The organism is Anabaena sp. CS-542/02 (assembly GCF_028331085.1).
Lineage (GTDB): Bacteria > Cyanobacteriota > Cyanobacteriia > Cyanobacteriales > Nostocaceae > Anabaenopsis > Anabaenopsis arnoldii.
Map to the genome: position 1 here is coordinate 1 of NZ_JAQMTM010000002.1, position 26212 is coordinate 26212.

General features: G+C 43.1%; 13 protein-coding genes and 1 other RNA gene. 9 read left to right on the forward strand and 5 right to left on the reverse strand.

Going from position 1 to position 26212, the window contains the following annotated elements; translation table 11 throughout:
* Positions 1-250: 250 nt before the first annotated feature.
* On the reverse strand, positions 251-760 hold the full coding sequence (locus PN447_RS00110) for a pentapeptide repeat-containing protein (protein WP_271759965.1): 510 nt from the start codon (positions 758-760) through the stop codon (positions 251-253).
* Between the two features lie 14 nt (positions 761-774).
* On the opposite strand from PN447_RS00110, the gene PN447_RS00115 reads away from it, so the two are divergent.
* A complete protein-coding gene (locus tag PN447_RS00115) occupies positions 775-1281 on the forward strand; it encodes a YraN family protein (protein ID WP_271759956.1) in 507 nt (168 codons plus the stop codon).
* 17 nt (positions 1282-1298) lie between these two features.
* Here the strand turns inward: PN447_RS00115 and PN447_RS00120 are convergent, their stop codons facing one another.
* A complete protein-coding gene (locus tag PN447_RS00120) occupies positions 1299-1688 on the reverse strand; it encodes a hypothetical protein (protein ID WP_271731480.1) in 390 nt (129 codons plus the stop codon).
* Between the two features lie 436 nt (positions 1689-2124).
* Entirely contained in the window at positions 2125-2442 is a 318-nt protein-coding gene (gene trxA / locus PN447_RS00125; protein WP_271731481.1) for a thioredoxin, read from the reverse strand.
* A gap of 221 nt (positions 2443-2663) precedes the next feature.
* Here trxA and fabG point away from each other — a divergent pair, with 221 nt between their 5' ends.
* Positions 2664-3407, forward strand: coding sequence for a 3-oxoacyl-[acyl-carrier-protein] reductase (gene fabG / locus PN447_RS00130; RefSeq protein ID WP_271759957.1), 744 nt, complete (start codon positions 2664-2666; stop codon positions 3405-3407).
* On the opposite strand, the gene PN447_RS00135 is transcribed toward fabG, so the two are convergent.
* Entirely contained in the window at positions 3408-4490 is a 1083-nt protein-coding gene (locus PN447_RS00135) for an MraY family glycosyltransferase (RefSeq protein ID WP_271759958.1), read from the reverse strand.
* 158 nt (positions 4491-4648) lie between these two features.
* Between PN447_RS00135 and groL the strand changes: the two genes are divergently transcribed.
* From groL to rnc, 4 genes are all read left to right on the forward strand, one after another.
* On the forward strand, positions 4649-6328 hold the full coding sequence (groL, locus tag PN447_RS00140; RefSeq protein WP_271759959.1) for a chaperonin GroEL: 1680 nt from the start codon (positions 4649-4651) through the stop codon (positions 6326-6328).
* Between the two features lie 163 nt (positions 6329-6491).
* The gene (locus tag PN447_RS00145; RefSeq protein WP_271759960.1) at positions 6492-7193 is read left to right on the forward strand and encodes a hypothetical protein; all 702 of its coding nucleotides are present in this window, start codon (positions 6492-6494) and stop codon (positions 7191-7193) included.
* Positions 7194-7246: 53 nt separating this feature from the next.
* Positions 7247-7623: RNase P RNA component class A (rnpB, locus tag PN447_RS00150), an RNA gene on the forward strand.
* Positions 7624-7658: 35 nt separating this feature from the next.
* Positions 7659-8378, forward strand: a complete 720-nt coding sequence (gene rnc / locus PN447_RS00155; protein WP_271759961.1) for a ribonuclease III — start codon at positions 7659-7661, stop codon at positions 8376-8378.
* A 22-nt stretch (positions 8379-8400) separates the two neighbouring features.
* Here rnc and PN447_RS00160 read toward each other — a convergent pair whose 3' ends face one another.
* Entirely contained in the window at positions 8401-10344 is a 1944-nt protein-coding gene (locus tag PN447_RS00160; protein WP_271759962.1) for an ATP-binding response regulator, read from the reverse strand.
* Between the two features lie 466 nt (positions 10345-10810).
* On the opposite strand from PN447_RS00160, the gene PN447_RS00165 reads away from it, so the two are divergent.
* From PN447_RS00165 to PN447_RS00175, 3 genes are all read left to right on the forward strand, one after another.
* On the forward strand, positions 10811-11542 hold the full coding sequence (locus PN447_RS00165) for a RibD family protein (RefSeq protein ID WP_271759966.1): 732 nt from the start codon (positions 10811-10813) through the stop codon (positions 11540-11542).
* Positions 11543-12050: 508 nt separating this feature from the next.
* Positions 12051-24314, forward strand: a complete 12264-nt coding sequence (locus tag PN447_RS00170; protein ID WP_271759963.1) for a CARDB domain-containing protein — start codon at positions 12051-12053, stop codon at positions 24312-24314.
* 579 nt (positions 24315-24893) lie between these two features.
* Positions 24894-26212 (forward strand): CARDB domain-containing protein (locus PN447_RS00175; protein WP_271759964.1); only part of this gene is annotated, 1319 nt, incomplete at its 3' end.

Consider the following 26212-nt stretch of genomic DNA (forward strand, 5'->3'; position numbering starts at 1 on the left):
CCTTAGCCAGACGCGATATTTCTCAAGTTAAGATTTACAAGAAAGACTACCGCTATCATTGCTTGGTTTTCGCGTTGGCAATAGTCTTAATTCAATACTTGATATCGTAGGATTATATATCAAGTGGGCGATTTTCTTAAGTCACTTATGTCAATTCTTGTCAACATAAGTATAGTTTTGTCTATAAAATAGTCAGCTTAGGACTAGCTCATATCACAGAACCACCGAGTTTGAACTTTTGAAAAGCGAATTACTCACAAAACAATGTCTCCCGTGTATCTCTTCGTGTTACGGGATTAGTACCTTTGGCAAGTTGACACAATTTTTTCTCCTCATCCGGACGCAGCAGAACATCAGTAAAATCAGCACCATCAATAATCGCACCGTCAAACCTAGCGTTAGAAGCAAACGCACCTTCTAAAATCGCATTGGTCAAATTAGCTTTAATCAGTCGAGCTGAATCTAAAGTAGCGAAGGACAGATCAGCACTCTCCAAATTTGCCGATTCTAAATTCGCAGCAAAAAAGCTGACACCACGCAAATTAGTATGGCTAAAGTTACTCTGGCGGAGATTAGCTTTAGTAAAACTAGAGTCTGTTAAATCACGTCCGGAAAAGTCAGACTCTATTAAAATCTCTTTGTTATATTCCAGGGCTAAAGCTGTTGGCGTATACCCTACAATTATTATCATGCCCACCACGACCCCAAGCAATACACCGAGTATGCTGGCCCAATTTTCCTTACTTAATCTATTATTCATCATATTTTTAACCAATGGCTAAACCTCCTTTCTCTCATTATCCCGATATTGGTGAATTAGGAGAAGACCTAGTAGCACAATGGTTACAGTCTAGGGGCTGGACTATTTTGCATCGTCGTTTTTGCAGCCGCTGGGGGGAAATCGACATTATTGCCCAGTTTCAGGAGCAACAGCTAGGTAGTGAAGGTCATCTGTTTGTTCACCAATTACCCCAACTAGCATTTGTCGAAGTCAAAACCCGTAGTCCCAGAAGTTGGGATGCAGGGGGTAAAAGTGCCATCACGCCACAAAAGCAAGCTAAAATTTGGCGCACGGCCAAAATATTTTTAGCTGAGTATCCTCACAAGGCTGACTGCCCATGTCGCTTTGATGTTGCCATTGTCCACCGTCAGCAAATCTCAAAACAGCGGACTGGAATGACATTGACCTCAGAACCTTTAGCTAGTTTATCCGCAGATGGATACCAATTTTATTTGCAAGAATATCTGCGAGCAGCTTTTGATTGTTCTGCTGATGGCTGATTGTCTGGAATTAACAATCACGCTAGTGTTTCCGGACAGTAACCCAATCCTCGCACAAATTGTTGTCGGAAGGCTTCAATTTCTTCTTTCTCTGGGTTACCATGAGAAACTATGGCCACTTGGTAGCGGCGCATTACCTCTACGGGGCATTGTCCCCCTTGTAAACTCCAAAGTGCCATTTGCACCCGCATTGGTGGTGTATACCTAATTCCTAATTCATTGAGAAAAGCTCTAAAGTCCCCATCCTCTTGGGGCGAAACTTCCTCTCTTAATTTTATTCTCACCACCCACCCGTCAATTTGATGAATTACGGTGACGAAAGAAACTGGCATCTGAGGTCTGGTGTGGAGATGTTGTACAATTCTCAGGGTTATACTGGCATTTGCCAGGTAATATAAATATTCCATAGTTGCTGCTTGGGATTACCGCCCATCCTACATTTCCATCTTCGTCAATAGATCGCCGTTCCGGATAGGGTAAAAGCACCCGTTTTTATATGGGGAGGTCTACCCAAGTTTTGAGACTCATTCATGCTGCCCTGTGTTCCCCATTGACATGAAACTTATATATCATCAGGAGTAAAAGTAAAAAACATCACCTTCAATTCAAGTTAAATTCAAGGATTTACAGGAAGCACAGGTTGTTTACACCAAAGACAACAACCGACTAGCAATGCCAGCCGCCAAATAATTACAGTAAAATTACATCAGGGTATGTTTCCTGATTTACTTTTGACTACTCTATGCAATATATGTTTTTATATCTTAACATTCAATCACTAAAAATTAATGTTTTTTAATATCTAGAGACGCACAATTGTGCGTCTCCATAACTTAATCTGTTTTAAATGAAATTTTGCAGATGTTGCACTAGTTGTTCTGCTTGCATCACTCCCTCAATTCTCTCCACTGGCTGACCTTGCTTAAATAGTACCAATGTTGGTAAGGCAGTAATTTGGTACTGATTTGCTAGCACTGTATACTTTTCGGTATCTATTTTTACAACACGCAACCGATTTTGTAATTGAGCATTAACTTTCTCTAAAATTGGCACCATCATCTGACAGGGGCCACACCAATCAGCATAAAAATCCACTAATACCGGTACATCAGAACCAGATAACATCTCTTCAAAACTGTTGAATTGTTTTTTTGTAGCCATGTGACACACACCAAATCTTTATTGATTGCTTTTAATGGTAATGTGTACCTTAAAGAATCGGCATATCATCATTTTGTTTTTATTGTTGCTCAATTTCCCCATCTTCCCAGAGGTATAGATATCCGGATCAGGAAGCAATTAAATCTAAAATCCTGCAATTATAAGCACAAATCACCATAAGATTATTAGCGCGGTTATTTGAAAAGCAAAAGGAATAATTTATGGAAACTTTGCAGGGAAAAGTTGCAATTGTCACAGGGGCTTCACGGGGGATTGGACGAGCGATCGCTTTAGAACTAGCTAAACAAGGAGCGAGTATAGTAGTTAATTATGCTAGTTCTAGCGGTGCTGCCGACACTGTAGCCGCAGAAATTAATGCCGCCGGAGGTCAGGCTATTGCCCTAAAAGCTGATGTATCCAAGGTTGATCAAGTGGAGGCATTATTTAACGCCACCATAGAAAAGTTTCAACGCCTTGATATTATTGTCAATAACGCCGGTATTACCCGCGACACCCTACTTTTACGCATGAAGCCAGAAGATTGGCAAGCAGTAATTGACCTCAACCTGACAGGTGTCTTCTTATGCACACGCGCCGCTAGTAAAATTATGCTCAAACAACGTTCCGGACGCATTATTAATATTGCCTCCGTAGCTGGGCAAATGGGTAACCCTGGTCAAGCCAACTATAGCGCCGCCAAAGCAGGGGTCATCGGCTTTACTAAAACCGTCGCCAAAGAACTTGCTTCTCGCGGGATCACAGTTAATGCCGTTGCTCCTGGTTTTATTGCCACAGACATGACCAGTAAACTTAGCAACACCGAAGATATTTTAAAATATATCCCTCTGGGTCGCTACGGTCAACCAGAAGAAATAGCTGGTATGGTGCGGTTCCTCGCTGCTGATCCTGCTGCTGCTTACATTACTGGACAAGTCTTTAACGTTGATGGCGGCATGGTAATGTAATCATGAGTGACTCCAGGTTCTTTGCCAGATGGTAAAGCTCAAGAGCATGACAATACTAATCGCAGTGGTCAATATCACCACCAGAGTCATGCCTTGTATTCTCATGGCCAGCAAGTTAAAAACTAAAGTGATACTCCACAGAGTCAAGGCAGCATGGCCTTGGGAAAATCCCCAGGCGAGTAAGCGGTGGTGTATGTGGTCTTTACCGGGGGTACTGAGAGGGTTTTTTCCTGCCAATAACCTGCGGATAAACACTTGTGTAGTATCCAATACTGGCAATATGAGAAATAAAATCGTCGGTCCGAGGGCAAAAATTGTATTTTGTTGCAGGTTACCTAAAATACTAGTTGCAGCTAGGACATAACCAAAAAAGTATGCACCAGCATCACCCATGATAATCCTTGAGGGGTGGAAGTTATGGCGCAAAAAGCCCAAAGCTCCACCCCCTAAAGCTGCCAGCACTAAAATAGCAGCCGCCCGATTGGGAAATTGGGCAGCAACCCCTAACAAACTCATGGCAGTGATAAAACTCACTCCCCCAGCCAATCCATCCATACCGTCCATCAAATTGATGGCGTTAGTGATACCTACTACCCAAAGTACCGTTATCGCCATGGAAAATAGCGAGTCTATGGGCGTGTTGAATCCAACATCAATGTTGATGCCGTTGGCATACAGCAACAATGCCGTGACAATCTGTGCCCACAGGCGCACAGAGGGCGGTAAACCGAACTGATCATCAATAAAACCAACAAGCACTAGGATGGAACCTCCTAGTAAAATGGTTAGGACTTGAGCCAAGACGCTTTGCAGGGCAATAGGTCGTAACAGGCTAGCTAGTACCATAGCGGCAATCACTCCCGCATAAATAGCTAAACCACCCGCATTGGGTAAAGGCTGCTGGTTGAGTCGTCGTGCATTTGGTTGGTCAGCCCAACCTACCCGCAAGGCAAATTTGCGTATTGTGGGAATCAAACGCCAGGTTACCAGCCAAGCCAAAAGAAACGTAAATACTACTGCCAACCAGCCGGAACCGCTAGGGTCGGCAATGCCGAGGGACTTAAGAAAGTTGTCTAGATTCATCCCCCAATTCAAGCATTACTGCCATTGTCCTATATGAGTATCAACTGTAATATTACTCAATTTTGGGAATTTGCATTTATAATCTGAACTGTTTGGTGATTAGCACTCTGGTCTAGTGAGTGCTAAATTGTCTAATGGAAGGACTAGAGAGATAAAACATGGCAAAAATTATTTCATTTGATGAAGAGTCACGGCGAGCGCTAGAGAAAGGTGTTAACGCCATAGCTGACGCGGTAAAAATCACCTTGGGACCTAGAGGTCGTAACGTCCTTTTAGAAAAAAAATTTGGCGCGCCCCAAATCGTTAATGATGGGATCACAGTTGCCAAAGAAGTTGAATTAGAAGATCCTTTAGAAAACACCGGTGCAAGACTGATTCAAGAAGTGGCATCCAAAACCAAGGATATCGCTGGTGATGGAACCACCACCGCCACAGTTTTAGCACAGGCGATGATTAGAGAAGGCTTAAAGAACGTCGCCGCTGGTACTAACCCCATCAGCTTGAAGCGGGGGATCGACAAAACTATTGAAGTGTTGGTACAAGAAATTGCCAAGGTGGCAAAACCAGTAGAAGGAAGTGCGATCGCCCAAGTGGCCACTGTTTCCTCCGGTAATGATGAACAAGTGGGCGCAATGATTGCCGAAGCCATGGAAAGGGTCACCAAAGACGGTGTGATCACTGTGGAAGAATCTAAATCCCTGACTACCGAACTGGAAGTAGTGGAAGGGATGCAGATTGACCGGGGTTATATTTCTCCCTACTTCATTACCAATAACGACAGGCAAATCGTAGAATTTGAAAACGCCCGCATCCTGATTACCGACAAAAAAATCAGCAGCATCCAGGATTTAGTTCCTGTGTTGGAAAAAGTAGCCCGTCTGGGTCAACCCTTGCTGATTATTGCCGAAGACTTAGAAGGAGACGCTTTAGCAACTTTAGTAGTCAATAAAGCGCGCGGTGTCCTGGCTGTTGCTGCTATCAAAGCACCCGGATTTGGCGATCGCCGCAAAGCGTTGTTACAAGATATTGCGATTCTCACCGATGGACAGATGATTTCTGAGGAAATCGGTTTAAGTCTAGACACTGCTACTTTAGAAATGCTCGGAACTGCCCGCAAAATCACCATTGACAAAGAAAGCACCACAATTGTGGCCGGTGGTGAGACCAAACCAGAGGTACAAACCCGAGTTGCTCAAATTCGTAAGCAATTGGCAGAAACTGATTCTGACTACGATCGCGAAAAACTCCAAGAACGCATTGCCAAGCTAGCAGGCGGTGTCGCAGTCATTAAAGTGGGTGCGGCCACAGAAACCGAACTCAAAGACCGCAAACTACGGATTGAAGACGCGCTCAACGCCACTAAAGCTGCTGTAGAAGAAGGGATAGTTCCCGGTGGTGGTACAACCCTGATCAACTTGACCGAGAAAATCGACGCCATCAAAGCAACCCTTCACGGAGAAGAAAAAATTGCCGCGGATATTATCAAACGCGCATTAGAAGCTCCCTTGCGTCAAATAGCAGATAATGCCGGTGACGAAGGTTCTGTGATTGTCTCTCAAGTCAAGGGCAGCGATTTCAATATTGGTTACAACGCCGCTACTGGCAAATTTGAGGATTTGATTGCTGCCGGTATCATCGATCCTGCGAAAGTTGTCCGTTCAGCTTTGCAAAATGCTGCTTCTATTGCGGCTATGGTGTTGACTACTGAAGCCATTGTCGCCGAAAAACCAGAGAAGAAACCCGCAGGTCCTGCTCCTGACATGGGCGGTATGGGCGGTATGGGCGGCATGGGCGGCATGGGCGGCATGGGCGGCATGGGCGGTATGGGTATGTTCTAGTCTGTGTTGCTGAATGTAAATATTTTCTGGTGCAGTTTGTCTGAGCAAGGCAAACTGTTTTTTTTCATCTCCAAGTCTGGCGGGAGCGTTGGGCTGGTGCGGCGCTGATATACTGATCAAATGATTCCTATGGTTAAAACTGTAAACAGTTAGGGAATGAATTATGAGGAGTGGCGACCAAAATTTAGTTATTTTGACCCTCTATATTATTGGCGTTGCTTACGTCTTTAATCGTATGGTTGAGTCTATTGATGATCAAGTAAAATTTGAATTTCAAAAAGCAGCGGTTGATCAACAACTCAAAGAACAAAATCTCCTCGACCAAGTGGGGATTTCTTTTAAATTCAAATCCTTATATGCTGTAGATGACGTCAAAGATTTATCCCTGAGTATTGAAAATAAATCCGATAATATTGCCATATATGTAGACTGGGACAATAGCTCTTTAGTTGTCGAACATAGCAAGCAATCACGTCGAGTCATTCGCAAATCACCTGATTTAACCCGTGACTTAGGTGTACCACAAAGTCCTAGCCTAATTGCTCCCCAGAAAACTCTTTCAGAAACGGTAACAGCAGAAGATGTTTTTGACCGTGATGCCGCCACAGGAACCTACTCTGCTACCAAACCCATAGTTAATATCACGGCACTAAGTAAAGGTGGTGGACCGCAAAAAAAGTTATATAACGATTTTATGAAGGAAAGAAAGGAGTTGACATTTTCACTCCAGCTAGTGTTACGCATCTCTGAATTACGTGTGGGTCTAGCCCCGGGTGTGGATATCCCCCCCACTTGTATTATCAATTGTCCTTTCACTATTAGAAAAGTACCCTGGACTTATGCTTTGCCTTGGAAGAAAAAATAAGTAATCCAAACCAGGCACATTGTGCCATCCCGGATTACACTGGAGTTGGGGAGAGAGTAGGCGCAGGCGGTTGCAGATCAGTTACAGTGACTGGTTTGAGGAAAGTCCGGGCTCCCCAAAGACCAAACTTGCTGGATAACCCCCAGTGCGAGCGATCGCGAGGATAGTGCCACAGAAAGATACCGCCTTTTTTTAAAGGTAAGGGTGCAAAGGTGCGGTAAGAGCGCACCAGCACAACCGAGAGGTTGTGGCTCGGTAAACCCCGGTTGGGAGCAAGGCGAAAGGAAACTAAGGTTGGTCTTTTACCAGTTTCCAATGATTAGAGCCGCTCGAGGCGTTTGGTAACAAGCGTCCCAGATAGATAACTGCCCTCAAAGGTGTTTTTTAACAGTCTGCGAGAACAGAACCCGGCTTATGTCCGACTCTCTCCCCTCTTTTTTATTCCCCAGCCCCCCATCCCGTTTAATGACACTTGTTTATCCACGCCGTCAGCGACAGCTCGAAAGTTTAGTCAGAAAGTTAGGTTTACCACCAGGTTTACCCATTAAGTGGGAACTGTTGGACTTGGCTCTGACTCATCCTAGTGTTTCTGAATCGGCAAATTATCAACAATTGGAGTTTGTCGGTGATGCGGTGGTGCGACTGGCGGCCTCGGTAGTTTTGTGGGAAACATATCCTGATTGTCCAGTAGGGGATTTTGCTGCTATTCGTTCAGTGTTGGTGAGCGATCGCATCCTGGCTCAACTAGCAAGAGAATATGGTTTGCAGTTATACTTACTTGTAGTCGGTAGTGCTACCAGTGATAAAATTGGTCAAGAATCACGATTAGCAGATGCTTTTGAAGCTGTTCTAGGTGCCTTGTACCTGAGCACAAACAACCTGGAATTAATTCGCCCTTGGCTAGATTTTCACTGGCAAAAGTTAGCCACGGAAATTCGCCGCGACCCAGCCCGACTCAACTACAAAGCAGCTCTCCAAGAATGGACACAGGCAGAATTTAAAGTTTTACCTGAGTATCGAGTCAGGGAAGTTAATCAACCGAATCCACATCAAGAGCGCTTCGCCGCAGAAGTTTGGCTTCATGACAATAAACTAGGTGAAGGTAAAGGACGCTCCATCAAAGCTGCCGAGCAAGCCGCAGCCAAGGTAGCTTTTTTAGCTATTTATCCCCCAGAAAAACCGTGAATACAACGATAGATATGACTTCCTAATGGCGAGTCAGGTAACCCATAATGCCGTTATCTTGACCACCAGAAGTCTCAATCACGCCTTCTTTTGCTGCTGCAACAGTTAATAAAGCACTATCAATCATCGGCAAGGTAATCTTGACAGCCGTGCCTTTGTTTATACCCGCACTTTCCAGAGTAATACTACCTCCCATCGCTTCGACTAAATTCCGCGAAATAGCTAATCCTAGTCCCGTACCTTCAACTTTGCGTGTGGTTCCTCCATCTAACATCACAAAGGGGCGAAATAGTTTGTGCTGCTGGGTAGGTTCTATCCCTAGACCTGTATCTGTGATGCTGATCATCACCTGAGATTTGTTCTGACCAGATTTGGAAATGGCTGTAGCAATGGTAATGCTTCCTTCGTCGGTAAACTTAGTTGCATTACCAATGATATTAATTATTACCTGCTTTAACTTTACCGCATCTGCTGCGACAGGAATCAAATCAGTACCTAAATCGGTTTTTAACTGCAAACCTTTGTTTTGAATATTTACTGATTGTAAATTAATCACTTCCAGCAGTATTTGTCGCAGATCAATAGGTACTGTAACTACTGACAGCTTACCTGCTTCAATTTTAGAAATATCAAGCAGCTCATTAATAATACCTAACAAGTGAATAGCTGTTTCGTCGGCACGTTGAAGAAACTCTATTTCCTCTTCCCGACTATCACACAAGCCATCATGCACCACCCGCACACAATTAATAATCACATTAAGTGGATTTCTCAACTCATGGGAAGTGGTAGCCAAAAACTGACTTTTGATCTGGTTGGCACTTTTTGCCTCTTTCCAAGCATTTTCTAGTTCTTCGGCCCAGGCCTTGAGTCTCTCAACCATTTGGTCTATGGCTTGGGCTAGTTGGTTAAACTCCCGAATTTGGAAATTTCGCGGTACTGGTTGTGCGGCGTGGTGGCTATGAAGATGCAGAGCATAGTCTCGCAATTGTTCTACAGGACTGGCTAAATAAGGCGCTAGATATAGGGATACTAACAAACTTGCACCAATCAAACCAACTGTTAAAACAATCAGGATGAGTTTAATTTCTTCTAAACCTAGAAGGGCATTATCTACAGTGGTTACAGCCAGAACTATCCATTTTTCCCCCGGTTGTGTTGTGATGGGATTAGCAATAGCCCTGTAACCCACGATGAATTCTGTACCCTCTTGAGATGCTAAATTGACGGAGTTACTTTGTCCGGCTAGGGCATTTTTGACAATTGCTTGCAGTTGGCCAGCATCTGGGTGTTCTTGAATATTACTACCAACTAACTCCGCTGATGGGTGTGCTAAAATTATCCCATTTTCAGAAATGACTACCGTAGAGCCTGTTAAGGAACCCGGTTGATTTCTTGTTTGTTTATATAGTGCTGATTTGATGCTCAATGTATATCGGACTTGCCCTGTGGGGTTGTTGACTGGGGTAGATAGTAGCAGTTGCAGTTGATTACCCCGATTTATTTGACCTGTGGTTCCTAATTTTGGCGGTAATATTTTTTGTATATTAATTTCTCCTGTTTGCTGAGGAATAGATGATTCCCACTCGGTAATTGGTTGCTCACCACAGCTACTGGCAATAATTTTACTTGTTTGTATATTAGTTAATTGTAAGCAGTCAATGTGACTTGGTAATTGTTTTGCTACTTCAGTGAGATATTTTTCTACTTGGGCTGAGGAACCGGACTGAATGACTCTTGTTTGACTCAGAATGAGTAAGTGAGTTTTGAGGGTAGCGATCGCATTAGCTATTTTTTCACTTTTGAAAACAGCACTCTCTGTAAGATTTTCGCCGGCGGTTTTTAATAGGCTAGATCTGGCCTTATTCAAAGCCACGATTTCCCCGAGCAATATCACCGGGACAAACAACAGCAAAATTCTTGTTACTAAAATACGTCGAAAGGATGATTGACGAGCCTTAGCCATCGAGTATCTCACTTCGCATCTGTAAACCACAAAACTAACGATGTGCAATTAGAACAGCTCAAAGAGATATTCTGCTAAGTTATAATTGTGTTTTTGTCAACTGCCAAAAGTTGCAAATATTGAACGTATAACCAGAAATTAGACATACCAAAACTCTTATGGGGTAAATGTGAATGTGACTGCTGTTGCATATATAGCAACGGACATATTGGTTAGGACATCATCATTATGGTTTTAAGGGAACAGGGAACAGGGAATAGTGAGTAGGGAATAGTGAGTAGGGAATAGTGAGTAGGGAATAGGGAATAGGGGATAGGGGATAGGGAATAGTGAATGTCCTAATTACCTTGGCGGTTGCTATAGATATAGATATAGTATGAAATTACTCAACAGTAGCCGGGGGCAAATATTTTTTGGCAAATTAATTCACTAACAAGTAAAATTTCCAAAATATCACACTCATCCCATAATGCAACATCGTCCTCATACTATAGTAGTTTTGGCCATGAGTGCAGATGGCAAGATAGCAGATTTTAGGCGATCGCCTGCTCGTTTTGGCTCAGGAGCTGATAAAGCACACCTGGAAAAACAAATCGCTGCTTCTGATGCCGTTTTATTAGGTGCTGGCACTATTCGCGCCTACGGTACAACACTTACCGTATCACAACCAATTCTGCTGCAACAACGAATGAAAGAGGGTAAACCCCCCCAGCCGGTTCATATAGTCCTTACACAATCTGCCGAACTTCATCCGGAAATTAGGTTTTTCCAACAGCCTATTGAACGCTGGTTACTCACTACAACCACGGGAGCAGATGCTTGGGCAAAAACCCAACAGACACCACCCATAAGGGAGTTAACAGCCTTACAGGGTTGTCCTGCTAAATTTGATGAAATTCTCATTTTTGATACACCCACTGGCAATGTAGACTTATCTGCTGCTTTGTTACACCTTAGCTCCCTAGACATAAACCGGTTAGCAGTATTAGGGGGCGGGGAATTAGTAGCTTCCCTATTGCAATTAGATTTAATTGATGAACTGTGGTTAACAGTGTGTCCACTAATTTTAGGTGGTGCATCTGCGCCTACACCAGTAGAGGGTGAGGGATTTTTATCACAATTAGCCCCCAAGTTAGAACTTTTAGAAGTGCATCAAGTCCAGCAAGAGGTGTTTTTACACTATCGGCTACAACGTTAATCTATTGTAGCCATTCCCCATTCCCCACTCCCTATTCCCTTAATGGTTATTAACTGTATTCTAGGTAACCCACTAGTCCACTTTCAGTGGACTTGAGCTATTAGACAGGGAATTTATTCCCTGGCGAATGGAAGTAGACAACAATTTCCCCCTTACTCCTTACTCCTTACTCCTCACTCCTTACCTGTTCCCTGTTCCCTTTTTTATTTCCCAAAAGTTTTATTTAAAAAAATTTACTTAATTTTGACATCACAGCGGATCTTTGACAAGTGTCATAGGTTATACTACTGGCTAAATAATTCCCTTGGCAGTTTCACCAAATTACAAAGTACTAGATTAACATCTGGTGCGGATATCTCCAATGTCCGGAAATAGTGCGATCGCCATCGGCCATAACAAAAACAGCCCCGGTATAGTAACTGATTAAATTTACATTTTCAACTTAAGCAGTAGCGGAAACCTTTGACTTTTGTAGCTCACAGATATTTGGAGAAAAGGTGATTTATCTATGGTAACTAGTGCTTCCAACCAACCCAACTTAGTAATTAGTTCCCTGACAATTCCCACAGAGGTAACTTGGGGCGAAACCTATGAGGTTTCTTGGACAGTCACCAACCAAGGTGAAACAGCAACCAGGAGAAGACAGTGGTATGATGAAGTTTACTTTTCACTTAATGACCAACTGGGCAATGACTTTTATTTAGGTGATTACGAATATGAAGGGGGGGTATTAGCACCAGGGGAGAGTTACACTGGCTCTGCTCAAATTACCGTCCCCCCCGGATTTAGCGGAACTGGATATATTTTTGTTGTCGCCAATGAGTATAGTGACCAATTAGAGACAGACCGAGAAGATAATCTAGCAGTCCAAGCAGTACAGGTCAGTGCTTCTGATTTATTGGGTGATTTACCGGATTTAGTAGTCACATCAATTACGGCGGCGGAATCTGTGAGGTGGGGGGAAACTCAGGAAATATCCTGGACTGTTACTAACCAAGGTAGTAAGACAACTGGGACAAACTACTATGGGTGGAGCGATAGGATTTATTTTTCCTTAGATGAGAGTTTTGATGAGAATGATATACTTGTAGGTGATTATTATAACTATTATTATAATCAACAACTAGCTCCTGGGCAAAGTTATACAGCTTCACAGACAGTCACAGTTCCCCCAGGGTTTACAGGTAGTGGGTATTTGTTGGTAGTGACAAATACCGATTATCGTCCATACGAGTCGGATATTACTAATAATGTTTTGGCTCAAGCGATTGAAATTAACGAGGGGGATTTACCAGATTTAGTAGTCACGGAAGCAACCATTTCCAGCAGTACAGCAGGTTGGGGTGAGTCTGTAGAAGTAGATTGGACTGTGACCAACCAGGGAACCCTGGTAACCCAACAAAGTTGGTATGATTATATTTACCTATCCACTGATGACATATGGGATGATAGCGATCGCTCCCTGTCCAGTTTTTGGGCTGGTAATAATAGCCCATTGGCAATAGGTGCAAGTTACAGCTTAACAGGTAATATATCCATTCCCTATGATGTTGCAGCGGGTAATTATCATCTGTTAGTAGTGACCAATCCTGACAATTACTACTACAACCGACAATATGAAACAGATAAGACTAATAATACCTTTGCAGTTCCCATTACCATCAACGAAGTTGATTTACCAGATTTAGTCATCACCGCCGCCACCGCACCAGCATCAGGTAACATAGGTAGTACTATAGAGGTATCCTGGACTGTAAAAAATCAGGGAATAGGAGCAGCACAAAGAGATTGGTATGATGCTATTTACATCTCAGATGATGAGATATATGATTACTCGGATACTTATGTATCAAATGTATATATTTGGGAGCAGACACCCTTAGCAGCAGATGGTAGTTACACCATCACCAGTAATATTACCTTACCCAATACAGCCCCAGGCAACCGTTACCTGTTATTCCGCACTGATTATTCATGGTGGAACTACCAAGTCGAAACAGATGAGACTAATAATACCTTTGCCGTTCCCATTACCCTGGGTGCACCAGATTTAGTCATCACCGCCGCCACCGCACCAGCATCAGGTAACATAGGTAGTACCATAGAGGTATCCTGGACGGTAAAAAATCAGGGAATAGTAACAGCAGAAACAGATTGGTATGATGCTATTTACATCTCAGATGATGAGATATATGATTCCTCAGATACTTTTATTACATCACAATTCATTTCTGAGCAAACACCATTAGCCGCAGATGGTAGCTACACTATCACCAGTAATATTACCTTACCGAATACAGCCACAGGCAATCGTTACTTGTTATTCCGCACTGATTATTCATGGTGGAACTACCAAGGGGAAACAGATGAGACTAATAATACCTTTGCTGTTCCCATTACCATACTGGAAGGTCCAGATTTAGTAGTTAGCAATATCACTGCCCCTGTAGAATCCCTATCAGGACAGTCCATTGATATTAGTTGGAGTGTGACTAATCAGGGGATAGTAGATGCAGAAGGAACTTGGTGGGATCGAGTTGATTTAGTAAATGCCACTACGGGAGAATTTACTAGAAATTTAGGTAATTTTAGTTTCACAGGTAGCATTGCAGCTGGTGCATCTTTAGAACGAACTCAATCAGTTAATATTCCTCTAGAATTAAATGGTGAGTATAAGGTAGTTGTTACTACAGACTACTGGGGAAATCTTGCTGAGGGGACACAAAACGAGAATAATAACACCACCACAGATGAAGAAGTTTTCACCATTCAAATTTCCCCAATTCCTAACCTACAAGTTACTGGCGTTACAGCACCGTCAACAGCTTTCTCTAGTCAAGAAACCCTTATAGAATGGACGGTTACTAACACAGGTAACGGCGCAACTAATGCACCAGTTTGGTATGACATGGTGTATTTATCTATACTAGATCAAGTACTTGATGATACGGATATTTATTTGGGACAGGTAACTAATCCCAGTTACTTAAATTCAGGGGATAGCTATAACAACAGTTTAACTGTCACCCTTCCCAGGGGAATTGATGCTAATTATTATTTCCTGGTGCAGACAGACGTATACAACCAAGTGAATGAGGTTGACAATGAGGGAGATAATTTAGGTTATGGTGAACCCACAAATATAGATTTAACCCCTCCCCCAGATTTACAGCTAACTAATGTTAATGCTCCCAGTGGTGCGTTTTCTGGACAAGCCATGAACCTAAGTTGGACAGTGACTAACGAGGGAACAGGGCGCACCTTAGAAACTGCTTGGTGGGATAGGGTGTTCATGTCAGTAGATGAAATCTTAGATGCAAGCGATCGCATTTTAGGGGATTTCTACCGTAGTGGTACCTTGAACCCAGGGGAAAGTTACACAGGTACGGGTACTGTTAACTTACCCATTGGTGTAGATGGGGATTACTTCTTCTTTGTGCAGACTGACATCTATAACAATGTCTATGAACATTTCCGAGAAAATAATAATAGTGGTTACGACACAACAGCCACCACCATCACCCTCACGCCTCCCCCTGACTTAGAATTTGAATCCTTAACCATTCCCAATAATGCCAGATCAGGGGAAAACCTCACCATTAACTACCGTGTCACTAACTTTGGTGCAACAGAAACTCCCAATTATTATTGGATTGATACCTTCTATCTTTCCAGTGATGAGCAACTAGATATAGCCACTGATATAAAATTGGGGGATGTGAGTTGGTACGGTATCCTCAATCCTGGTGAAGGTTATAATCGCACCGCCAGTTTTACCCTCAACAATGGTTTAACCGGGGATTATTATATCTTTGGGGTGACCGATAGCAGTGACCAAGTATTTGAACTCGATAATGACAACAACATTACCCCAAGTAATAATCAAGTTGCCATTATCTCTCAGCCAGCGGATTTAATTGTCACCGAAGCAGTCATTGCTAGTACAGGAGAAGCAGGGAAAGCAATTGCAGTACAGTGGACAGTGCAAAATCAGGGAACGGGCAATACTATTGTTAATAGTTGGAGCGATGCCCTGATTATCTCCAGTGATGACATTTTGGGTAATCAAGACGACATTACCCTAGAGACCTTTACCCACACAGGCATTTTAACCCCTGAGAACACCTATACTCGCAGGGAAATTGTTAACTTGTCCTTTGGTTTAGCGGGAGATTATCAGCTATTTGTCGTTACCGACTCAAGTAATAACGTCTATGAAGACAGCAACGAAGGCAATAATAGCTCTAATCCTTACCCCATAACCATTTCCCGTAATACACCAGATTTACAAGTTACTAGCATTAGTTTACCGGATACTTTTACCCCAGGACAACCCCTGACTATCAGTTGGACAGTAGAAAATTTGGGTCAGGGTCGCACTAATAGTAATTTCTGGTACGATGCAGTCTATTTATCCTTAGACCCTACGGTTAGCAACAATGATATTGAGTTAGGCTCGTTTTTCCGTTCAGGGGCTTTAGGTCTTCAAGAAAGCTACACTGCAACCAAAACCTTTAATGTCCCCACTAATCTCGACGGTAATTACTACGTTCTCGTGAGAACTGATCGAGATAATCATGTTATTGAGGGTATTTTTGAGAATAATAACCTTAAATCCAGCGATGCTAGTAGTAGTGGCGGTGGTACAGGAATAGAAGTACTCCCTATTACCCCTATACCGACTCCTGATCTGACCGTTCAGTCAGTGGATGCACCAACACAAGGCATTGCAGGGCAGCCTTTAAACTTAACTTGGACTATGGTTAACAATGGGGCGGATACCGATGCCAATTGGTATGATAAAGTTTATATATCCCGTGACCAAGTATTTGATGGTAACAGTGATATTTATTTAGGCTATCGCTATCATACAGGTGGCTTAAATCAAGACAGTAGCTACACTGCCACGGAATCCTTTAATATTCCTCGGGGCTTGGCAGGGCGTTATTATGCCTTGATAGTGACAGATAGCAACAATAATGTTTACGAACGGAATGGGGAATCTAATAATACTAAATTTCATAGTATATCTACAGAGGTAATCATCCCAATCCCATCAGATTTAGTAGTTACTGATATTACTATTCCAGAGGCAGGAATACCAGGGCAAACTACTAGCATTAGCTATACCGTCACTAACCAAGGTACTGACACTGCCTACGGCAGTTGGACAGATGCCATTTACCTGTCAAAAGATAACCAATGGGATATCAGCGATACTTTAGTAGGACAGGTCAATCATAGCGGTGATATTGCCACTGGTGGAAGTTATACCAAAACACTCAATAGTATTATTCCTGGTGTAAATTTAGGGGATTATCATGTGATAGTCCGCACTGATATCCGTAACCAAATCCCCGAAGTCAATGAGAGTAATAATATAGGGGTTTCTGGCGAGCAAATAGCCATAGATGTGGAAGCCCTCACCCTGGGTGTTGGGGATACAGGTAACTTAAGTCAAGGACAATCAGTTTACTATCGTTTCGAGGCCATAGCCGGGCAAGCCATCAGCCTCAAGTTAGATAGTAGTGATAATCAGTCCTTCAATGAGTTATATGTGCGTTACGGCTCCATACCCACACGGGGACAATTTGATTTGACAACGGTACAACCCTTCAACGCCGATCCAGAAATCATTATTCCCATTGAAGCAACGGGAACTTACTATGTTCTTGCCTATGGAGATCAAGCGGCCACCAGTCCCAGTTATGAAATTGTCGCCCAAGATATTCCTTTCTCCATTACCGGAGTAAATACTAATACTATTGGTAACTTTGGTGAAGCCACCTTACAAATTCGCGGAGCCAAGTTTGCCGAGGGGACAACCTTCCAACTCCGGGGGGCAGATGGTAGCTTAATTACAGCCGAAAACGTTTATTTAGAAAACTCGACCCTAGCTTATGTCACCTTTGATTTATTTAGCGACACCGTGGGGTTATATGATGTGCAAGCCACAGAAACCAATGGTAACACCACCCTGTTAGAAGATGTCGTTACCGTTCAAGATGCCCTGGGGTATAGGTTAGATGCTAATATCACCGGACCTGAAGAAGTCCGTCCTAACCGGAACTATCAGTTTAATGTTAACTATGGCAATGAGGGAGATACAAATGCGATCGCGCCGCTGTTAATCGTTGAGAGCTTCACTAATACTCAAGTAGGAACCACTCTAGGTGGATTAGGTGCAGGTGCGCCCCTGCATTTATTAGGTATCAGCGATGAAGGATTGCAGAATGTTCTGCGCCCAGGGGAATTAAACTCCCTACCCATTTACTTCAACAGCAATACTGATCCCATTGAGTTTCGAGTACGTACCTATTCCGCGGATAATAGCACCCCCCTGGATTGGAATAGCTTAGAGGCTTCCATTCGTCCAGAGGGGTTAAGTAATGCTCAGTGGGATGGTTTCCTGAGAAATATAGTCGCCCGTGTGCAGACTTACGGGGACTATGTGAAGATGATTAATGATATGTCTGGGCAACTGTCAGGGGAAGGGGAACCCATCTATGATGTGCGGGAACTCTTTACCCAGATGTATCTCACTCACCCAAGCTATCAGCCAACATCTAATCTATCGGGACAATTAGTAGATGCAACAACAGGGAATCCTCTAGCAGGTGTTGAAATAGATGCTTATCAAGCTAGGGGTGAACAGTGGCTTTTAGGAGGAAGAACAGTTACCGATAAACAAGGACATTTTACATTCCTGTCTTTAGAACCTGGCAGTTACGAACTTGCTTTGAGTAACAGTAGTTTTGACATGGACAGAGATGGTTTTGTTGATTGGCAAGCTCCCAGTTACACTGTTGTCCAAAATGAAGACACAAAGGACATTATCATTTATACTCTTGCAAATAATGAGGAAACTGCCCATGTTAATGATTCTAATCCGGTTCTTGCTATCACCAATGGTAAGACTCATATTCTTTGGGAGCGAGATGGCAAACTCTGGCATTCTTACTTTGATGGCACTCATTGGATTAATGCCAACCAAATAACAGATGCTGCGGCTTCTAATTTTACTTTAAAAGCTTCTGACTATCTCATAGATGGAACTAGCTCTGGTTTAATAGCAACTTGGCAACAGGGAGCAGGAAATGAATCAGAAATATATTATGCTGTTGGTCGTTCTCTCAACGAAGGTGGATTTGAGTGGTACGAACCGATTGCATTGACTAATAGTAATATTAGTCACACAAAACCCTCGGTATTTGTAAGTGAAACAGGGCAGATTTTATTCACCTATCTTAAATCAGATCAAACAATTCAAGATGATACTGACCTTTACTATGATTTGATAGATGTTACATCTGACTATCTAAGTGAATTATCTACTTCAGAGCAGGTTTTAAGGCAATCTCTGGAGGGAAGTTATGCTTTTAATTGGAGTTTTCCCCAGACCCCAAAACAACTAACCCGTAATATCAAATTTGAGGGCAATATTTCTGGAGGATTAACTTTATCTGGAGGAGGAGGAGAAGTTGAAGGTAATGGAGTAGTTGGGGCTCAATTTACTTTTGACGGACCTTCACTGCGATCGTCAATTAACGGTAGTGGCGGAATAAATGCTACATGGATATTAGATAGGAAAGACTGTGAATGGGCATTTGACAAGGCAATAGCGAATTGGTCGGTTGGTGGGTCATTTGATTGGAAAAATGGACTTGTTTATCTTCTGCGATTAGGAGGTCCCGCAGGATACGTGGCATCTCTAGCTTTAGATGCTTGGCTCAGAGGACTTAATAACAATCCTGGCGGATGGAGTATAGAGGCTGGAGTTAATGTTAATATTGGTGCTGATTTCAAGGAACTGTCATGGACGGGACAAGAACCCTTTCCTTCTTTTCTTCTCCCCAATAGAATAGGGGAAGCCTCACTCAATATTGGTTTTGGTCCCTACCTTCAACTCGGTTATGCAAGTGATTCTCAGCTGAGAGCATCAGGTTATATTAACTCCTCATTTGATGTTATTCCCAATTTCCGTCATAAGGAAACAACAGGTGGAATTAAAGTTGAAGTGACAGAAGTCAGTGGACATACTTGGTCATTTGAGTTGTCGGCTAACCTGTTAAGTTCATCTAGTTTAGTCACTTTTGATTCAGAACTGATGATGCGTGATGCCACTGTTCCTAGCATTACTGATGTTCCTGAATGGGTAATAATAGAGTTTAGTTATCAACCCGAAAAACTCATAGGAACGGGCAATATTTACGGAAGTAATAGTGTTATTGCCAATGTTGGCCATGATTTATACGCAGATGGTCAGTCGGCAATTACACAAAATGCGGATGGTCAAATTGTCATGGCTTGGACTAAGACAGTTCCTCCTAGTAGTCATCAAACAGGGAATCAAATCGTTGTTTCACAATTTGATGGCATTCAATGGAGTGATCCGTTGGCTATACCCAATAGTATTGGATTTAATAATGATGTTTCTATCATTAACGATCAAAAAGACCAGTTAATGGTTGTCTGGTCAAAAGCAGAATCGAGTGGTATTAATGCTAATTTAACTCAAGAGGCTTTCTTAGAGGCTTATCGCGCCCAAGATATTTATTACTCTCTTTATCAAAATGAAGCTTGGTCTTCTCCCATTGTCATAGATGTCAGGGCAGGAAGTGACGGTAATATAGCTCTTGGAGAAACCAACACTGGCGATGTTGTACTTGCTTGGGTTAATCATAACTACGACATCGGGGAATCGACTATTTTAAGCACATTTTGGGATGGACAAAACTGGAAAAATCTCGAAACAATACTGACAGCTACTGAGGTTGGAAATCTGCAATTCAGCCAACTAGGGGATCAAATAGCCTTATTCTGGACTCAAGATATCAATCCCGATACAGCCATAACTGAGACAAGCGTATTCTACAGTATTTACAACAATGAAAATTGGCTAACACCGATTGTGTTCAGTCCAGACCTAACACTATCATTGATCGACAGTTTCAATGTTTCTGATTTAACCACATCTGAAGTTAATCTATTTGTTCAGGGAGGTCTTAGTGGTATCATCAGTAGTCTATTTCCCATAGACGAAACCCTTTGTGAGTGCAAAGAAGGGGATCCTGAATGTGACGATGACGATGATGACGATGATGACGATGGCGACGATGGCGACGACGATAATGATTACAAACCCCCCGTCCGTCGTCCCATAGATCCCAACGACATCCTAGGACCAGAAGGCTTTGGAGAAGATCGCTGGATAGATACAGATGAACCATTACGCTACACCATCCGCTTTGAAAATGCCCCCACAGCGTCTGCACCCGCCCAAGAAGTCCTGATTACCCAACAGCTGGATGCCGATTTGGATTGGCGTACTTTCCGCGTCGATGACTACGGCTGGAGTGGTTCAGTCTATGAATTAGAAGGAAACCGGGCTTTCCACAACACCCGCATTGACTTAACGGCAAGCAACAGCTTCTATGTAGATGTTTTTGCCACCATAGACACCACCACCGGTATAGCTACCTGGCGCATTAGCACCATAGATCCCACCACGGCAGAAGCTCCCTTAGATGCTCAGGCGGGATTCTTACCCATCAACGATGAAAATGGCGCAGGGGAAGGATTTGTGACCTACAGTATTCGGGCAAAATCCAGCGCCCAAACCGGCGATATCATTGACGCAGCCGCAGAAATCATCTTTGACACCGAAGCACCCATCGCCACCCCTCCCATTTTCAATACCCTTGATGTCAGCAAACCCATCAGTACAGTCAAGGAACTACCCGCCACCTCAGAAACCCCAGAATTTCTCGTAACTTGGGCTGGTACTGATGAAGGTGCAGCTATTGCCAGTTACACCATCTACGTTGCTGACAACAGCGGCGACTACACCCCCTGGTTAACCGACACTCAACTTACCGAGTCCACCTACACTGGAACCCCTGGACACACCTATCAATTCTATGCCCTGGCTACTGACAACGCTGGCAATACCCAAGAAATACCCACCACAGCCCAGGCCACCATTAGAATACCAGGCGGTGTCGCCACCATTGGCGACTATGTTTGGGTAGACAGTAATGCCGACGGTATCCAAAACCCCCAAGAGCCAGGACTAGGCGATGTTACAGTTAATCTCTACAATAGTGCCACCGAGTTAGTCAGCAGCACCACCACCAGCCCTGAAGGCTTCTACAGCTTTACTGATACCCCCACTGGTGATTACTTCCTGGAATTCATCGCCCCTGCAACCTATCAATTCAGCACCCCCAACCAAGGAAATGATGACAGCCTAGATAGTGATGCTAGTGTCATTAATGGTAAAACCGATATCTTTACTCTTAATGCCGGAGATTACCTCAACTGGGACGGTGGACTATATCAATTTGCCGGCATTACGGGTCAAAAATGGCATGATCTCAATCGTAATGGCATTAAAGATCCAGGAGAAATCGGTTTACCGGGTTGGACAATTTACCTAGATGCCAACACCAACGGACAGTTAGATGATGGGGAAATCTCAATAGTTACGGATGAAAATGGTAACTATAGCTTTAATAATCTCCGTCCAGGTACTTATACCATCTCTGAAGTTATGCAGGAGGGATGGCGACAAACCTACCCAGTGGTTAACGTCACCACCACTAGCGCTAATATCCAACTGCACACCCCCAACAGCCCCATTATCAGCAGCGAAACCTATACCACCGCCAGCGCTGAGAATTTAATTAACCTCTATGAATTCTGGGCAGATACCCGCTTTACTAACATCAAGGGTCAGGGTTACAGCACCGTGATCATTGACACGGGTATTGATTTAAATCATCCTTTCTTTGGTGCGGACAACAATAACGATGGCATTGCCGACCGAATTATTTACCAGTATGATTTTGCTGATAGGGATGATAACGCCAGCGATAAAAATAACCACGGTTCCCACGTCGCTAGTATCGCCACATCCGTCGCCCCAGATAGTAATCTGATTATCCTCAAAGTCTTTAGAGATAGCGGTTCTGGTTACTTCTCAGACTTAGAAGCAGCTTTACAATGGGTCAACAGCAACGCTGATACATATAATATTGCATCTGTCAACCTTTCTTTAGGAGATAATCAAAACTGGACTACGACCACTGGGCGTTATGGAATTGGGGATGAATTAGCCGCCATAGCTAACCAAAATGTCATCATTTCTGCTGCGGCGGGCAATAGTTTCTACACCTTCAACAGCCAACCCGGACTAGCTTACCCCGCTATTGACCCCAATGTGATTTCCGTGGGTGCGGTGTGGGCTGATGACTTTGGCGCTCAAACCCTCGGTAATGGAGCGATAAACTACACCACAGGAGCTGACCACATTGCCAGCTTCTCCCAACGTCACCCCCTCCTAGATGTGTTTGCCCCTGGTATCCTCATTACAGGTGCCAATGCCACTGGCGGTACTATAACCATGGGGGGAACATCTCAAGCTGCTCCCTACATTACCGGAATTGCCACCCTAGCTCAGGAAATAGCTCACACCTATTTAGAGAGGGAATTAACATTAAGGGAATTCCGCACCTTACTAGACACCACCAGTAATTTAATCATTGATGGCGATGACGAGAATGATAATGTGAATAACACAGGCATTGCCTATTCTCGGATTAATATATTAGGTCTAGCTGAAGGTATTCTCAACCTCAACCCCACAGCCCCAGACACTAGCAACCCAGGCAATAGTAGTAATGATAATTATAATGTTGCTACCAACACTCTGAGTTTAGTTCACACTGTCACCCTCACATCAGGAGAAATTGCCACAGATATTGATTTTGGTAATCAAGTTATTCCCGATGAACCCCCTACCGTCTTGAATCCCATTAGTGATATTACTGTTGATGAAGATGCAGACAACACTATCATTGACCTGAGTAATGTATTTACTGATGTTGACAATGATGTGGAGTTGATTGTTAAATCTGTGTTGGTTAACGATAATACCAACTTAGTCACTGCAACCATAGTTGAGAATCAATTAACCCTCACTTATCAACCCAATCAGTTCGGCACTGCCAACATCACCATTGGGGGAACATCTAACGGTAAACTTGTGGATGATACCTTTACAGTTACCGTTAATTCTGTTAATGATACCCCAACCTTAGTTAATCCCATTGACGACATCACCACCCTAGAAGATGAAAGCTTTAACTTCACCTTCCCAGAAAACACCTTCAACGACATAGATACTGGAGATAACCTCACTTACACAGGTACCACACCAAGTTGGTTAAACTTCAATCCCGTAACTCGCACCTTTAGCGGTACACCGGGTAATGAAGATGTCGGTACTTTTGATATTACCGTCACCGCTACCGATATAGCGGGTACAAGTGTAGGTGATACCTTCGCCTTGACAGTAGTAGACCCCCTCAATCCCGCCGATATTGACGGTAACGGTAGGGTGACCGGTGCTGATTTATTGTTCATTGACCAATATCTGCTGTTACGGAATAATCCTAACGTCGATGCGATCCTGGAAAGTTCCTTTAATCTCTTTAGCACTGAAACTGTGGGAGCCACAAACACCACAGGTGCAGCTTTAAGGAGTGCGATCGCCAATGGGGTCAACAACTTAGCTTTTGACGTTGATGGTAATGGTCAAGTGACAGGGGGGGATATTTTCTTAATTCGTCAAGGATTGTTACTCAAGAATAATCCTAACGTCAATGCGATTCTGGAAACTACCTTTAATCTGTTTACGAGTGAACTCACAGGACAGAGAAACACGGGAACCGAAATCAATACTTTCATCTCGGACTTGCTACTGGGGTAAGCAACAGGAGCTAGGGGTTAAAACTTCTGTGGTGAGTAGCTCCCAAGCCAGATAAATCTAAATAGGTATTAATTATTACACAATACAGTTAATAACCATTAACTGTATTCTAGGTAACCCACTAATCCACTTTCAGTGGACTTGAGCTATTAGACAGGGAATTTATTCCCTGGCGAATGGAAGTAGACACCAATTTCCCCCTTACTCCTCACTCCTCACTCCTTACTCCTTCTCCCTTACCTGTTCCCTGTTCCGGTGTTCCCCGTTCCCTTTTTTATTTCCCCAAAGTTTTATTTAAAAAAATTTACTTAATTTTGACATCACAGCGGATCTTTGACAAGTGTGATAGGTTATACTACTGGCTAATAATTCCCTTGGCAGTTTCACAAAATTACAAAGTACTTTATTGACAATCTGGTGCGGACATCTCCAATGTCCCGAAATAGTGCGATCGCCATCGCCTATAACAAAAACAGCCCCGGTATAGTAACTGATTAAATTTACATTTTCAACTTCAGGGATAGGGACAACCCTTGACTTTTGTAGCTCACAGATATTTGAGGAAAAGGTGATTGATATATGGTAACTAGTGCTTCCAACCAACCCAACTTAGTGATTAGTTCCCTGACAATTCCCACAGAGGTAAGTTGGGGCGAAACTTATGAGGTTTCTTGGACAGTCACCAACCAAGGTGAAACAGCAACCACGAGAAGACGGTGGTATGATGAAGTTTACTTTTCACTTAATGACCAGTTGGGCAATGACTTTTTCTTAGGTGGTTACGAATATGAAGGGGGGGTATTAGCACCAGGGGAGAGTTACACTAGTACTGCTGAAATTACCATCCCCCCCGGATTTAGCGGAACTGGATATATTTTAGTTATTGCCAATAATGATGGTGAACAGACAGACAGACAAGATAATCTAGCAGTCCAAGCAGTACAGATCAATGCTTCTGATTTATTGGGTGATTTACCAGATTTAGTTGTCACATCAATTACCGCAGCGGAATCTGTGAGGTGGGGGGAAACTCAGGAAATATCCTGGACTGTCACTAACCAAGGTAGTAAGACAACTGGGACAAACGACTGGAGCGATGATAGGATTTATTTTTCCTTAGATGAGAGTTTTGATGAGAATGATATACTTGTAGGCGAGTATTATAAGTATAATCAACAACTAGCTCCTGGTCAGAGTTATACAGCTTCACAGACAGTAACAGTTCCCCCTGGGTTTACAGCTAGTGGGTATTTGTTGGTAGTGACAAACGCCAATTATAGCCAATACGGACTTCTGGAGTCGGATATTACTAATAATGTTTTGGCCCAAGCAATTCAAATTAACGAGGGGGATTTACCAGATTTAATAGTCACAGAAGCAACCATTTCCACCAGTACCGCAGGTTGGGGTGAGTCTGTAGAAGTAAGTTGGACTGTAACTAATCAGGGAGAGGGTATAGCTAAGGAGGAGTGGTATGATTATATTTACCTATCCACTGATGACATATGGGATGATAGCGATCGCTATGTGTCCGATTTCTGGGCTGGTAATAGCCCCTTGGCAATAGATGGAAGTTACAGCTTAACAGGCAATATATTCATTCCCTATGATGTAGCAGCGGGGAATTATCATCTGTTAGTAGTGACAAATCCTGACGATTATTACTACTACAACCAACAATATGAAACAGATAAGACTAATAATACCTTTGCAGTTCCCATTACTATCAACGAAGTTGATTTACCAGATTTAGTAGTCACGGAAGCAACCATTTCCAGCAGTACCGCAGGTTGGGGTGAGTCTGTAGAAGTAAGTTGGACTGTAACTAATCAGGGAGAGGGTATAGCTAAGGAGGAGTGGTATGATTATATTTACCTATCCACTGATGACATATGGGA

Bases quoted from the DNA above. Each gene is read 5' to 3' on its own strand.
- PN447_RS00110 (WP_271759965.1), bottom strand. From the start codon at position 760: ATGAATAATAGATTAAGTAAGGAAAATTGGGCCAGCATACTCGGTGTA.
- PN447_RS00115 (WP_271759956.1), top strand. From the start codon at position 775: ATGGCTAAACCTCCTTTCTCTCATTATCCCGATATTGGTGAATTAGGA.
- PN447_RS00120 (WP_271731480.1), bottom strand. From the start codon at position 1,688: ATGGAATATTTATATTACCTGGCAAATGCCAGTATAACCCTGAGAATT.
- trxA (WP_271731481.1), bottom strand. From the start codon at position 2,442: ATGGCTACAAAAAAACAATTCAACAGTTTTGAAGAGATGTTATCTGGT.
- fabG (WP_271759957.1), top strand. From the start codon at position 2,664: ATGGAAACTTTGCAGGGAAAAGTTGCAATTGTCACAGGGGCTTCACGG.
- PN447_RS00135 (WP_271759958.1), bottom strand. From the start codon at position 4,490: ATGAATCTAGACAACTTTCTTAAGTCCCTCGGCATTGCCGACCCTAGC.
- groL (WP_271759959.1), top strand. From the start codon at position 4,649: ATGGCAAAAATTATTTCATTTGATGAAGAGTCACGGCGAGCGCTAGAG.
- PN447_RS00145 (WP_271759960.1), top strand. From the start codon at position 6,492: ATGAGGAGTGGCGACCAAAATTTAGTTATTTTGACCCTCTATATTATT.
- rnc (WP_271759961.1), top strand. From the start codon at position 7,659: ATGACACTTGTTTATCCACGCCGTCAGCGACAGCTCGAAAGTTTAGTC.
- PN447_RS00160 (WP_271759962.1), bottom strand. From the start codon at position 10,344: ATGGCTAAGGCTCGTCAATCATCCTTTCGACGTATTTTAGTAACAAGA.
- PN447_RS00170 (WP_271759963.1), top strand. From the start codon at position 12,051: ATGGTAACTAGTGCTTCCAACCAACCCAACTTAGTAATTAGTTCCCTG.